The sequence below is a fragment of the Arthrobacter sp. SIMBA_036 genome, from assembly GCF_046535135.1.
Lineage (GTDB): Bacteria > Actinomycetota > Actinomycetes > Actinomycetales > Micrococcaceae > Arthrobacter.
On sequence record NZ_JAWRXG010000004.1, the window covers coordinates 287,360 to 300,425 of the forward strand.

12 protein-coding genes are annotated in these 13,066 nt (G+C 62.6%); 5 read left to right on the plus strand and 7 right to left on the minus strand.

Annotation, left to right across the window (positions count from 1 at the left end; genetic code table 11):
* The first annotated feature begins 85 nt into the window (after window positions 1-85).
* Genes SB659_RS07960 through SB659_RS07970 form a run of 3 tightly spaced genes read left to right on the plus strand, consistent with a single transcriptional unit; the run spans window position 86 to window position 2,200 of the window.
* Window positions 86-865 (plus strand): alpha/beta hydrolase, encoded by a 780-nt coding sequence (locus SB659_RS07960; RefSeq protein ID WP_410550054.1) that lies wholly within the window; start codon window positions 86-88, stop codon window positions 863-865.
* Entirely contained in the window at window positions 862-1,683 is an 822-nt protein-coding gene (locus tag SB659_RS07965) for an alpha/beta hydrolase (RefSeq protein WP_410550055.1), read from the plus strand. Before SB659_RS07960 ends, SB659_RS07965 begins: the two co-directional genes overlap by 4 nt.
* Complete coding sequence (locus SB659_RS07970; protein WP_410550056.1) at window positions 1,670-2,200, plus strand: hypothetical protein; 531 nt, start codon at window positions 1,670-1,672, stop codon at window positions 2,198-2,200. Before SB659_RS07965 ends, SB659_RS07970 begins: the two co-directional genes overlap by 14 nt.
* A 17-nt stretch (window positions 2,201-2,217) precedes the next feature.
* On the opposite strand, the gene SB659_RS07975 is transcribed toward SB659_RS07970, so the two are convergent.
* Window positions 2,218-3,276 (minus strand): ROK family protein, encoded by a 1,059-nt coding sequence (locus SB659_RS07975; protein WP_284979520.1) that lies wholly within the window; start codon window positions 3,274-3,276, stop codon window positions 2,218-2,220.
* A gap of 207 nt (window positions 3,277-3,483) precedes the next feature.
* On the opposite strand from SB659_RS07975, the gene SB659_RS07980 reads away from it, so the two are divergent.
* Complete coding sequence (locus SB659_RS07980; RefSeq protein ID WP_410550057.1) at window positions 3,484-5,295, plus strand: AMP-dependent synthetase/ligase; 1,812 nt, start codon at window positions 3,484-3,486, stop codon at window positions 5,293-5,295.
* Between the two features lie 77 nt (window positions 5,296-5,372).
* On the opposite strand, the gene SB659_RS07985 is transcribed toward SB659_RS07980, so the two are convergent.
* On the minus strand, window positions 5,373-8,768 hold the full coding sequence (locus tag SB659_RS07985) for a pyruvate carboxylase (protein ID WP_410550058.1): 3,396 nt from the start codon (window positions 8,766-8,768) through the stop codon (window positions 5,373-5,375).
* Between the two features lie 299 nt (window positions 8,769-9,067).
* Between SB659_RS07985 and SB659_RS07990 the strand changes: the two genes are divergently transcribed.
* Window positions 9,068-9,880: a ParA family protein gene (locus SB659_RS07990; RefSeq protein ID WP_284979517.1), complete on the plus strand. Its 813-nt coding sequence runs from the start codon at window positions 9,068-9,070 to the stop codon at window positions 9,878-9,880.
* 85 nt (window positions 9,881-9,965) lie between these two features.
* Here the strand turns inward: SB659_RS07990 and SB659_RS07995 are convergent, their stop codons facing one another.
* The 5 genes from SB659_RS07995 to gcvH form a co-directional block, all read right to left on the minus strand.
* Entirely contained in the window at window positions 9,966-10,559 is a 594-nt protein-coding gene (locus SB659_RS07995) for a MerR family transcriptional regulator (protein ID WP_284976144.1), read from the minus strand.
* A 233-nt stretch (window positions 10,560-10,792) separates the two neighbouring features.
* On the minus strand, window positions 10,793-11,293 hold the full coding sequence (locus tag SB659_RS08000; RefSeq protein ID WP_284976145.1) for a bifunctional nuclease family protein: 501 nt from the start codon (window positions 11,291-11,293) through the stop codon (window positions 10,793-10,795).
* Window positions 11,293-12,009 (minus strand): MerR family transcriptional regulator, encoded by a 717-nt coding sequence (locus SB659_RS08005; protein ID WP_284979515.1) that lies wholly within the window; start codon window positions 12,007-12,009, stop codon window positions 11,293-11,295. Before SB659_RS08005 ends, SB659_RS08000 begins: the two co-directional genes overlap by 1 nt.
* Window positions 12,010-12,032: 23 nt before the next feature.
* Window positions 12,033-12,509, minus strand: coding sequence for an FHA domain-containing protein (locus SB659_RS08010; protein WP_410550059.1), 477 nt, complete (start codon window positions 12,507-12,509; stop codon window positions 12,033-12,035).
* A gap of 136 nt (window positions 12,510-12,645) precedes the next feature.
* Window positions 12,646-13,032, minus strand: coding sequence for a glycine cleavage system protein GcvH (gcvH, locus tag SB659_RS08015; protein ID WP_284976147.1), 387 nt, complete (start codon window positions 13,030-13,032; stop codon window positions 12,646-12,648).
* Between the last annotated feature and the right edge of the window lie 34 nt (window positions 13,033-13,066).

Sequence of the window (13,066 nt, forward strand, 5' to 3'; positions counted from 1 at the left end):
TGGCGTGCTTCGGGACTGCCCCGCCGGCACTCATCAGCAACCCTACTCCAGTGAGAAATGTCCGGAACAGTGACACGATGGAGCCATGACGGAACCCAAGGCACCGCTGGCTTTCCACTACCCCGGGCATGGAAGCAACGCGTCCATCGGAGTGGCCATCTGCCACGGGTTCACTGGCAGCCCGTTGAGCTTAATGCCCTGGGCGGAGTACCTCGCCGGTCAGGGATTCGCCGTCTCCGTGCCGCTGCTGCCGGGTCACGGAACCAGTTGGCATGATCTCTCAGCCACCAAGTGGCAGGACTGGTACACCACGTTCGAAGGCAGTTATGTGGACTTGGCAAGGCGAACCCGGTCTTGCTTTGTGGCCGGCTTGTCCATGGGTGGTGCGGTAGCCCTCCGGGTGGCGGCCCTGCACGATGTTCCCGGAGTGGTGCTGGTGAACCCGGGACTGAGTTTCTACGACCGTCGCGTGAAGTACGTGGCTGCGCTGAAATACTTCAAACGCACCACCACTCCTATTGTCGAGGACCGCCCGACGCCGGTTTCAACCGAAGACGGCGACTATTCCCAGACCCCACTGGCATCGGTCCACGAGCTGAAGAAACTCTTCCGTTCCGCCACACGCGCCCTGCCCGAGGTGCTGGCCCCTACCCTGATCTTCAAGTCCACCGAGGATGCCGTGGTCCCGCCCAGTTCCGTGGAAAGCATCACCCGGCACATCGGAGCGCGCAAGCTCAAAGTCGTGACGCTTCCGCACAGCGGCCATGTGGCAACGTTGGATGCGGACGCCCCCACCATTTTCGAAGAATCTGCCGGGTTTTTCCGCCAGCACGCCAGCTACACGGTAGCCTCAGAGTCATCATGAAAATCCTTCCCGACTTCTCGCCGTTCCTTAGCAGTTGGAATGGAACCGGGCCGCGCGTCGGCGTCGTCATGTCCCATGGATTTACCGGGAGTCCGCACAGCGTGAGGCCTTGGGCCGAACACTTGGCTGCGGCGGGATATGCGGTGAGGGTGCCGCTCCTGCCCGGCCATGGAACCACGTGGCAGGACATGTCCAAGCGTTCGTGGCGCGAATGGCACCAAGCCGTGGACGACGCCTACAGGGAGCTTGCCTCCGAATGTGATTTCGTCTTCGCCACCGGGTTGTCCATGGGTGGTACCTTGGCGTTGCGCATCGCGGCTACGAGGCCGGTGGCAGGAACGGTTGTCGTCAACCCGGGACTCGTCCTGGATGACCCGCGGGCTGTCATGGTGGCGGCACTCAAGTACGTTCTGAAATCAACACCTGCGATTGCCAACGACATCCTCAAACCGGACCAGGACGAAGGTGCTTACTCGCGCACGCCGGTGGCGGCAGCCCACGAGCTCAAGAAAATGTACCGGGACACCGCCGGCCTTCTCCCCCGCATCAGCACCCCGGTGCGTGTGTACCGATCAACCGTGGACAACGTAATATCCAACGCCAGCCTGGATTTCCTGCGCGCCAAAGTCCAGGCACCGGTGGATGTCAGATACCTCAGGAATAGCTATCACGTGGCAACCATGGACAACGATGCGCCGGAGATTTTCGCCGGGACCGTTGAGTTCATCCAACGTACTCTGGCTGCAATGGCCGGCGATGGACTTTCTTCCGACGATGGACGTTCCTCCGAAAAGGATGCAGCCGATGAACAGGCCTGATCCCAACTCACCCGATCAAAGCGCCAACAAGGATGACGACGCCGTGTGGTTGGATCTGGTGGCGCGCTTGGAAGCTACAGATTCGTCCGCGCAGGCCGAACCATCGGAGTCGGAGGGATCGGAACCCGGCCAAGCCGAACCCGGCCCATCGTTCAAGGACTTCGATCCCTTAGGACTCGCCAACCCGCCCGTGGAGCCCGCCTCCCCTGGTGGCATCACTGACCGTCCGTCCACTGACGAACCGCCCACGGGACCGCGCGACTATGAAGGCCCTGACGACGAGCCTTTCGTGCCCGAGGAGCCGCCGAGGCTGGCTGGCACTGAACCCCTGACCATGTTGTCGTGGATCGGAGCCGTCGGTGGCCCCGTCGCTTTGCTTTTCACCGCAATGTTCTGGCGTTCCGCGCCGCTCACGGCAATCCTGGGCATCGTTGCCGTGTTCGTCGCCTCAGTCATCTACCTGATCATGCGCCTGCCGCAAGAAAAGGATGACGACGACGACGGCGCACGCATCTGAGCCTCGGCGCTATCACCCTAGCTGTACGCCCTGCCGCTGACCCGTGAGAGGTCCGCCGCGCCGATCATGCCGGCCCGCGGGCCCAGTGCGGCCAACTCGATCCGCGCCATGGGGCGGAATCCCCTGCCGGTCAGGTTCTTGGCAAACGTGGCGCGCGCCGGTTCTGCGAGCAAGTCTCCCGCATCGCAGAGCCCGCCACCGATCACGAAGAGTCCTGGGTCCAGGGCCGCAGCGAGGTTGGCGAGTCCCAGACCCAGCCATTCGCCCTGATCGGCAAGGAGTTCCTGCGACGTGGCGTCCCCGGCGAGTGCCAGAGCCGTTACGGTGGCCCCAGTGATGTCGCTTTCAACCCCGCCGGACTTTTCAAGGAGCCCACGGCCCTCAGGCGAATTGGTGCGGACCAATTGACGCGCTTCGCGGCCCAAGGCGTTGCCCGAGGCATATTGTTCCCAGCAACCGCGGTTGCCGCATTCGCAGCGGTGCCCGCCGGGGACGATGATCTGGTGCCCGAATTCGCCGGCCACCCCGTACCGCCCCCGCTCCACACGGCCATCCATGACCATGGCGCCGCCGATTCCCGTGCCCAATGTGATGCACACTAGGCGGCTTTCACCTTGGCCGGCTCCGAATCGCCACTCGGCCCAGGCGGCGGCGTCGGCATCGTTGGTCAACAGGACCGGTCTCCGAAGCAGCTTCTCAAGGCTCTCGCGCAGCGGCTCATGACGCCAGGCAAGGTGCGGACTGAACAGCACGGTCCCGCCGTCGAGGTCCATCCACCCTGCGGCCCCAATGCCGACGGAGGAGACACGATGGCCGGCGCTGAGTTCTTGCACCAGCTCCACTATGGTCTGCTCCACGGCCCGCGGGTCCGCGCCGGGGGTGGAGCGGCGCGCGTCGGCGAGCACCCTGCCTTCGGCATCCACCACACCGGCGGCCACTTTGGTTCCGCCGATGTCGATACCAATGGCCAGGCCGCGCCTGCCCAGATGGCTTCGCCGCGGAACCCATGGAAGGTCCTTCCGCACGGAGCCCGGGGGCCGGCGACGGGGCTGGGAGCTGAACCGGATGGTGGGCATCCCACCATCGTATTCGGACTACCGATTCCCGCCAGCATCGGGCCGTCGCAAGACGGTATTGAAGCTGCCAGTACCGCCCGGAGTTGCCCGAAGAGCGGGAAACTCCGTAAAGTTACTCGCCAGTAGGTTAATGCAGCGCACCCCCGCGAGTGAGCATACTAGAGTGGAACCAGCCCCTCGCGGCCCGTGGATATCAAAGGAGCTACCTTGCGCGAATTCAGTGTTCCTCCCCTCGTAATCGTCGCCCCCGAAACCAACATCACGGACCTCCTGATCCGCGAAGCCGCCAAGGCGTCCAACCCACCCTTGTTTGCAAAGCGGGACAGCAGCGGCGTCTGGCAGGACATTAGCGCCAGGGATTTCCTCGCCGATGTCAATGCCTTGGCCAAGGGGCTCATAGCCAGCGGGGTAGGCCCGGGCGATCGCGTAGCCATCATGTCCCGCACACGCTATGAATGGTCCCTCGTGGATTTCGCCATCTGGTGCGCCGGCGCGGTCTCGGTCCCCATCTACGAGACTTCCTCCCCGTCCCAGGTTGCATGGAACCTGGGCGACTCCGGAGCGGTAGCGGCCTTCGGTGAGCAGGCCCACCACGAGTCCGTCATCCGCCAGGCCGTGCAAACCGAGGACCTCGGCTCCGTAGCCAACGTCTGGCAGCTCGAAGGTGCGGGCTTGGACGCCCTGCGCGCAGCAGGAGCAAATGTCTCGGATGAAGAGCTCGAGGGCCGCCGGACGCTGGCCGGTCTCACGGATGTGGCAACCATTATCTACACCTCAGGCACCACGGGTCGCCCTAAGGGTTGCGAGCTGACCCACGGCAATTTCGTGGAACTGTCCGAGAACGCCCGCGCGTCGCTGGCGGAGATCATTAACGAATCAGCAACCACCATCATGTTCCTGCCGCTGGCCCACGTCTTTGCCCGCTTCATCTCCGTGCTGGCGGTTGCAGGGGGCGTCAAGGTTGCCCACACACCAGACATCAAGAACCTGCTCGGTGACCTCCAAAGCTTCCAGCCGAGCTTCATCCTTGCCGTGCCCCGCGTGTTCGAGAAGGTGTACAACTCGGCGCTGACCAAGGCGGAAGATGGCGGCAAGGGGGCCATCTTCCACCGGGCTGCCGAGACGGCCATCGCGTACTCCAAGGCCCGGCAATCGGGAACGCTGGGCATCGGACTGAAGGTCAAGCACGCCGTGTTCGACAAGCTCGTCTACGGCAAGCTGCGTGCTGCCATGGGCGGCCATGTCTCGCACGCCGTTTCCGGCGGCGGCCCCCTGGGCGAACGCCTGGGGCACTTCTTCCAAGGAATCGGCCTGCAGATCCTTGAAGGGTACGGACTGACCGAGACCACGGCACCGATTTCCGTGAACACGCCGTCGATGATCAGGATCGGCACCGTGGGCGCTCCGCTGCCCGGTAACTCAGTCAAGATAGCGGACGACGGCGAAATCCTCGCCAAGGGTGTCTGCGTGATGCGCGGCTACTATAAGCGCGAAGACCTCACCGCCGATACCTTCGTGGACGGCTGGTTCCGCACGGGTGATATCGGGGAACTCGACTCCAACGGCTTCCTCAAGATCACCGGCAGGAAAAAGGAAATCATTGTCACTGCCGGCGGAAAGAACGTGGTTCCGGCCCTGCTTGAAGACCAGATCCGCGCGGACGCACTTGTGTCCCAAGTCCTGGTGGTGGGTGATAACCGTCCATTCATTGGCGCCCTCGTGACCTTGGACGACGAAGCCCTCCCCGGTTGGCTGGAACGCCACGGACTGCCTGCCAAGACCACCCTCAAAGAGGCCTCCGACCACCCGGCAGTAAAGGCAGCGGTCCAGGATCTCATCAACAAAGCGAACCAAACGGTGTCCCAGGCGGAGTCCATCAAGTCGTTCCGCATCGTCCCGGCAGACTTCACGGAAGCTTCCGGGCACCTCACTCCGTCGCTGAAGGTCAAGAGAGCCCAAGTGATGAAAGACTTCGACGCCGTCATCGAGGAAATGTATACAGCGCCCCGCGCGTCCTAGCTCCCGCTAACCGAGGAGGACCCCGTCCGGAAACATCCGGACGGGGTCCTCCTTTTACATCTGGCCCTCAGGGACCGCTAGCCGACCACCAGCAGCAAATCCCCACCCTGGACTTGCTCAACCGATGAGATCGCCAAACGTGAGACAGTGCCGGCCACCGGCGTCGTGATGGACGCCTCCATCTTCATGGCCTCAATGGTTGCAACTGTGTCTCCCGCTTTGACCTCGTCGCCGGCCTTGACGACCACCGTGACGGCACCAGCGAATGGTGCGGCAATCTGGCCCGGCTGCGCAGAATCCGCCTTCTCCGCGGCTTTGACATTGCTGACAACCGAGCGGTCACGGACCATCACCGGGCGTGACTGTCCGTTGAGCGTGCACATGACCGTGCGCATGCCCTTCTCGTCCGGTTCGGAAACGGCTTCGAGCTGGGCGATAAGGCGCACGCCCTTCTCCAGTTCGATCACATGCTCGGACCCGCGCTGCAAGCCGTAAAGGTAGTCACGGGTGTCGAGCACCGAGATGTTTCCGTAAGTGTCGACGCTCTTCAGGTAGTCCTTGGTAGGGCCAGCAAAGAGCAGGCGGTTCAACGTGTGCTGACGTGTCTTGGAGTCACCCTTGAGCGCCGCACTATCCTCTGCACTGATCTCGACGTCGCGCACCTTCACGCTGCGGCCCTGCAGGGCCTTGGTGCGGAACGGCTCCGGCCAGCCTCCGGGAGGATCACCGAGCTCGCCCGAGAGGAAGCCGATGACGGAGTCCGGGATGTCGTAGTTCTGCGGGTTCTCGTTGAAGTCGGCCGGATCGGCATTGAGCCCTACGAGGTGCAATGCGAGGTCGCCCACCACCTTGGAGGACGGCGTCACCTTGACCAAGCGGCCGAGGATGCGGTCCGCAGCGGTGTACATGTCCTCGATGGCCTCAAACTGCTCCCCCAGCCCCAAGGCGATTGCCTGCTGGCGAAGGTTGGATAGCTGGCCGCCGGGGATTTCGTGCTGGTAGACGCGCCCTGTGGGGCCCGGCAGGCCGGATTCGAACGGTGCGTACACTCGGCGAACAGCTTCCCAGTAGGGCTCCAAGGCACCCACATTTGTCAGGCTGAGGCCAGTGTCCCGAGGCGTGTTGGCCAAGGCGGCGACAAGCGCGGACGCTGCTGGCTGGCTGGTGGTGCCGGCCAGCGATGCTGCGGCGACGTCGACGGCGTCGACTCCTGCGTCTACGGCAGCCAGCAAGGTGGCGAGTTGGCCGCCGGCGGTGTCGTGGGTGTGCAGGTGAACAGGCAGGTCGAAGCGCTCACGCAGGGCCGACACCAGCTTTGCGGCAGCGGCAGGACGCAAGAGGCCCGCCATGTCCTTGATGGCGAGGATGTGCGCTCCGGCGTCGACGATCTTCTGGGCGAGGTCCAGGTAGTAATCGAGCGTGTAGAGGTCCTCGTTGGGGTCCAGGAGGTTGCCGGTGTAGCACAAAGCGACTTCGGCCACGGCGGTACCGGTTGCACGAACCGCGCGGATGGCAGGCGCCATCTGGTTGACGTCGTTCAACGCATCGAAGATACGGAAGATGTCGATACCCGTTGCCGCTGCTTCATTGACGAAAGCCTCGGTCACCTCTTCCGGGTACGGAGTGTAACCAACGGTGTTGCGTCCTCGCAGGAGCATCTGGATACAGGTATTCGGCAGGGCTTGGCGCAGCGCGGCCAAACGATCCCACGGATCTTCACCGAGGAACCGCAGCGCCACATCGTACGTCGCACCGCCCCAGGCTTCCACCGAGAGCAACTCCGGCAAGAGCGCCGTGACGGCCGGACCGGCAGCCACGAGGTCGCGGGTGCGGACCCGGGTAGCCAGCAGCGACTGATGGGCGTCGCGGAACGTCGTGTCCGTGACTGCGACGGCCTGCTGCTCGCGCAGCGCCTTCGCGAAACCTTCGGGACCGAGCTCCCGCAGCTTCTGGCGGGAACCCGACGTCGGGACAGGACCTTCGATGACGGGAAGCTTGCTTGCCGGGTCGGAGTGGACCTTGAGCTCGCCGTTCGGTTTGTTGACGGTAACGTCTGCAAGCCACGTGAGCAGCTTGGTGCCGCGGTCAGCAGAGATGTGGGACGTCAGCAGCTCGGGGCGCTTGTCGATGAAGTCCGTTGCCACGTTGCCGGCGTTGAAGTCCGGATCGGCCAGGACAGCCTGCAGGAACGGGATGTTGGTGGACACGCCGCGGATACGGAACTCAGCCAAACCACGGCGCGCGCGGGCCACAGCAGCCGGGTAATCACGGCCGCGGCAGGTGAGCTTCACCAGCATGGAGTCAAAGTGCGGGCTGATCTCGGCGCCCGAGTAGACCGTACCGCCGTCGAGCCTGACACCGGCACCACCGGCGGAACGGTAACCCGTGATCTTTCCAACGTCAGGGCGGAATCCGTTCGCAGGATCCTCGGTGGTGATACGGCACTGAAGGGCCGCGCCCTTGATGGCGACCGATTCCTGGCTCAGTCCGAGGTCCGCCAGCGTCTCGCCCGAGGCGATCCGCATCTGCGCCTGGACGAGGTCGACGTCGGTGATCTCTTCCGTGACGGTGTGCTCCACCTGGATGCGCGGATTCATCTCAATGAAGACGTGCTGGCCGGCTCGTTCTCCCTCGGTGTCCACGAGGAACTCTACCGTTCCCGCGTTCACGTAGTTCAAGGCCTTGGCGAAAGCGACGGCATCGCGGTATAGCGCCTGCCGGATGTTCTCATCCAAGTTCGGCGCAGGAGCAATCTCGATGACCTTCTGGTGGCGCCGCTGGAGCGAACAGTCGCGCTCGAAGAGGTGCATGACGTTGCCCTCGGCATCAGCCAGGATCTGGACCTCAATGTGGCGCGGGCGCAGTACTGCCTGTTCAAGGAACATCGTGGGGTCACCGAAAGCGGCATCGGCTTCCCGCATCGCGGACTGCAGTGCCTCGGGGAGGGCTTCGCGTGTCTCGACACGGCGCATGCCACGACCACCACCACCGGCAACGGCCTTGGCGAAGATAGGAAAGCCAATCTCGTCTGCAGCGGCAATCAGTTCGTCGATGTCCTTGGAGGGTTGGCTCGACTTCAGGACGGGGACGCCGGCCTTACGGGCTGCCTCAAGGGCTGCGACTTTATTGCCCGCGAGCTCCAGCACCTCTGCGGGCGGGCCCACAAACGTGATTCCTGCTGCTTTCGCTGCGCGTGCCAAGTCAGGGTTTTCGGAGAGGAATCCATAGCCGGGGTAAATGGCGTCCGCGCCGGCTTCCTTGGCGACGCGGACAACCTCCTCTACGTCCAGGTAGGCGCGGACGGGGTGGCCCGCCTCGCCGATCAAATAAGCTTCGTCAGCTTTCTGCCGGTGGATCGAGTTGCGATCCTCGTGCGGAAAGACAGCTACTGTCTTGGCGCCCAGTTCATAACCAGCGCGAAACGCCCTGATCGCGATCTCGCCGCGATTGGCCACCAGAATTTTCGAAAACATACTTCTCCTGCATCATTGCGGGTGGATCGGTCGGTGGTCACAGTGTGTAGTGCCGCCAGCATCAAACACAAATCTTTGTGGCAACCATCACAATGGAAACGTCATCTGGGCTGTATATGCGTACGCGCGATCCAACACCATGCTATTGCTGCTGAGGCCCCGCGGCTGGCGCGTAGAAAGCGGGAAACCCGGGTCCGGCACCATATGATGTTGAGGGGGCTTCGGCAAGCCCCGGCTCCGGTGCTCCCGGAGCCGAATCAGCGCGATACGGCAATCGGCGTAAGGTTTTGGGTTTTCAAGTGCAAGTAGTGAGCATCAGCAGCCTCAAAGGTGGAGTGGGCAAGACGTCCGTGACTACCGGTCTGGCGTCGGCCGCCCTCGCGGCAGGCATTCCTACTCTCGTTGTGGACCTCGATCCGCATGCCGACGCCACCACGGCGCTCGGCGTGCAGCCTGAGTCCCAACTGGACATCGGCAGGATGCTCAAGAACCCCAGGAAGGCCCGGATCCAGGAAAACGTGGCCGGCAGCAGCTGGGTGTCCAACGGGTCCAGCAACGGCACTTTGGATGTCGCTATCGGTTCTGCGTTCACCGGGATCTACGATCGCCCCGACCTCGGCCGCCGGGACCTTCGGCGGCTCACCACGGTCTTGGGGGGCACCACCACCAATTACGAGTTGGTCCTCATAGATTGCCCTCCTTCCCTGAACGGGTTGACCCGAATGGCGTGGAGTGCCAGCGACAGGGTTGTCCTCGTCGCGGAGCCCGGCCTGTTCTCCGTTGCCGGTACGGAACGGACCATGCGAGCCATCCAACTGTTTCGGCAGGAGTTTGCGCCCAATCTGGCCCCTGCCGGAATCATTGCGAACCGGGTCCGATCCGGATCAGCTGAGCACGCCTATCGGCTCGCCGAGATGGAGTCCATGTTCGGCGAACTCCTGCTTTCACCGCACATTCCGGAGCAAGCCAACTGGCAACAAATCCAGGGCGCAGCCCACTCAGTGCATCACTGGCCCGGAGACTCAGCCAAGAACTCAGCCAAGCTGTTCGACGCCCTGCTCCAGAAACTCTTGGCCCATCAGCCGGCTCTGCGGGACCGTCGGCAACGCTAAGGAATCTCCGGATAAGCATGGCCTGACGTGAAAAGCCTCCTCCCTGATGGGAAGAGGCTTTTTTCACAACTTTATGGCGCGGGCCCTAGCTGATGCGGCGCGCTGCGCGACGCTTGGTCAGTTCGTCGTCGGGAAAGGACTGCTCCGCTGCATGTTCGCTTGGCAGTGCGGCCAGGCTCCCCTCGACTTCCCTCCATACCCGGCCCACGGCTATGCCGAAGACGCCTTGACCGCCTTGAACGAGATCGATCACCTCGTCAGCAGAGGTACATTCGTAGACACTTGCGCCATCGCTCATCAGCGTGATTTGCGCCAGGTCTTCAACTCCACGCTCGCGGAGGTGTTCGACGGCGGTGCGGATCTGTTGCAGGGAAACTCCGGTATCCAAAAGACGCTTGACCACTTTGAGTACCAAGATGTCGCGGAAGCCGTAGAGTCGCTGCGAGCCGGAACCGGCCGCGCCGCGAACCGCCGGCTCCACCAGGCCAGTGCGGGCCCAATAGTCCAGTTGCCGGTAGGTGATTCCTGCCGCTTTACAGGCGGTAGGGCCGCGGTATCCCGCGTCCTCGTCCAGTACCGGAAGGTCCTCCGTGAAGAGTAGACCTTGGGCGCCGGATGCGGGCGCAGCAATGCCGGTCGAGGCATGCTTCAGCTCGCCTGCTTCGCCTTTCGGACTCACGTGACCTCCTTGTTCTCAGTTCCCTTGGGGACGGTGCCTACCCTGGTCAAAACGCCGAACGCAGCAGCGTCATTCCCGCAAGTCCGCACTTTCAGTGTGACTTGCGCAGGCAGGGTATGCAACGGGAACTTGATACCTCTGACGTTAGGCCCGCAAAGCGGCGAGGTCAAAGACGTTGACAGCAAATTCCAGTCGTGTCGAAAGTTTCACCCTCAACTTCAAGCTTAAGTGCTTCAGCCTTCGAAATCTTCGGGCTCTACGTCGTCCAAAAACTCCCTGAAACGGCGCATTTCCCGCTCTTCATCCACGGGATCCGGCTCCGAATCTTCGCCTTCGTCATGTTCAGTGATGCGGACGCCGGCTTCTTCCATGACAGCATCGGCGCACCAGATTCGGCATTTCGCCCGCAAAGCCAGGGCCAAGGCATCCGAGGCCCGTGAACTCACCACGGTGCCGTCGTCGAACTGCAACTGGCCGTAAAAAATGTTGTCTTCCACCGCGACGATATTGACGCTGATGATGGAGTGCCCGAGCGACTCAATCACATCCACCAACAGGTCATGGGTCATCGGCCGGGGTGGGACCACTCCTTGTTGGGCCAAAGCGATGGCGCTGGCCTCGGGGGTTCCAATCCAGATGGGAACGTGACGCTCGCCTTTGATCTCCCTGAGCAGGACCAACGGCTGATTGGACGGCAGTTCGATTCGAACGCCTACAATTTCAACTTCGATCATCAGCTGTCCATCCGCGCGATCCGGTCATGAACAAGCGCTCGATGCAAGGTCAGGCAGAGCTCGCTGATTTCACGCGCAGCCTCCGCTGCGCGCGCTTGGGATGCCGCGTCCCGGCGGGATGCCAACGGTGCAACAGCCCGTTCAACGAGCCCGAACTCCCGCTCGGCTGCCGCTTGGAAGGGACGCAAATGCCGTGGCTCAAGGCCGTGACCTTCCAGTTGCACGCATGCCCGGGCCACCTGGAGTGCATGCTCATCGAACTTGCCGCCCACGTGGCTGATGAGTCCGAAACTGAGCAAAGATTCCAACAGTGGAACACTCGCTCCCGACTCGGCACGGAGCTGTTCTTCCGTCAACGCACGCGCACGGCCTTGGATCTCGGCGGCCATCTCCGCGGAAACCACCCTAGGGGATACAGTGACCCCGGGGGGCAGGTTTTCAGGACGCTCGCCACGGTCAATGGCATCGAGGTAGTCCTTGATGACTTTCAACGGGAGATACTGGTCCCGTTGCAGCCCGAGGACAAACCGCAGCCGTTCGACGTCGCTGTCCGCGTACTGCCGGTACCCGGCAGGAGTCCGCTTGGGATTGATGAGTCCCTTTTCCTCAAGAAAGCGGATCTTGGACGCAGTCATCCCAGGGAAGTCCTCGCTGAGTTGTGCGAGGACCTCCCCGATGTTGAGGACTTGTGGTCCGCGACGGTCCGGCTGGGCCATAGCCACAGGAAGAATCCCCGGGGTCAGACTTGGCCTGCTGCGCGAGCAGGGCTCAGGTAGTAAGTGAGGCGGAACTTGCCGATCTGGACTTCGTTACCGCTTTTCAGCTGCACGCGGTCCACCCGGTCATGGTTCACGTAGGTGCCGTTGAGGCTCCCCATGTCCACCAGCTCGAAGCCGGTTCCCGACCGGTTGAACTGCACATGCTTGCGCGACACCGTGACGTCATCGAGGAAGATATCGGCATCGGGGTGACGGCCGGCCGTGGTGGTGTCCGCATCCAGCAAGAACCGTGCTCCCGCGTTCGGTCCGCTGTGCGCGATGAGCAACGCAGAGTTCGGCGGGAGCGCATCCACGGACGCCCGCTCTTCGGCGCCGAGCCTCGGGGTGATGCTTGGCTCGTCCCAAGTTGGGGTGATGCTGATGGAGGTGGTCTCCGACGTCGGCTGTTCCTCCACGCCGTTTCCGACATTGGCTTGATCCTGTTCGTCGCCAACCATGGGATTTCCTCCTCATCTGCCGGCAGTTCCAAACCCCGCCGGCCACGTCCACCTCCCGGTACCGCCGGGCAAATCGGTTGCTGGCCCGCCGCACCCTTTCCTGATATGGGAAAACAGCCTGGCGGGCCAGATAACTTTAGCCTACCTGTTGTTCGTACTCCGATGCACTGAGCAGCGACTCCATTGCGTCAGCCTCCGCCAGCTTTATTTCAATAAGCCAACCTTCTCCGTACGGGTCCGAGTTAATGAGTGCGGGATCAGAGTCCAGGGCGTCATTGCGCTCTGTGACCTCGCCCGTAACCGGAGCATAGATATCACTAACGCTTTTGGTGGATTCAACCTCCCCGACCACTTCGTTGCCCGTGATTTTAGTCCCCGGCTCCGGCATTTGGGCATAGACAACATCGCCCAACGCATCCTGGGCAAAGTCGGTAATACCAATCCGCACAACGCCGTCGGCATTTGGAGCGGAAATCCATTCGTGTTCAGCGGTATAGGAAAGTTCTGCTGGAATATTGCTCACGGGTGGCCTTTCATCGGGACGTTGTCGAACCTCG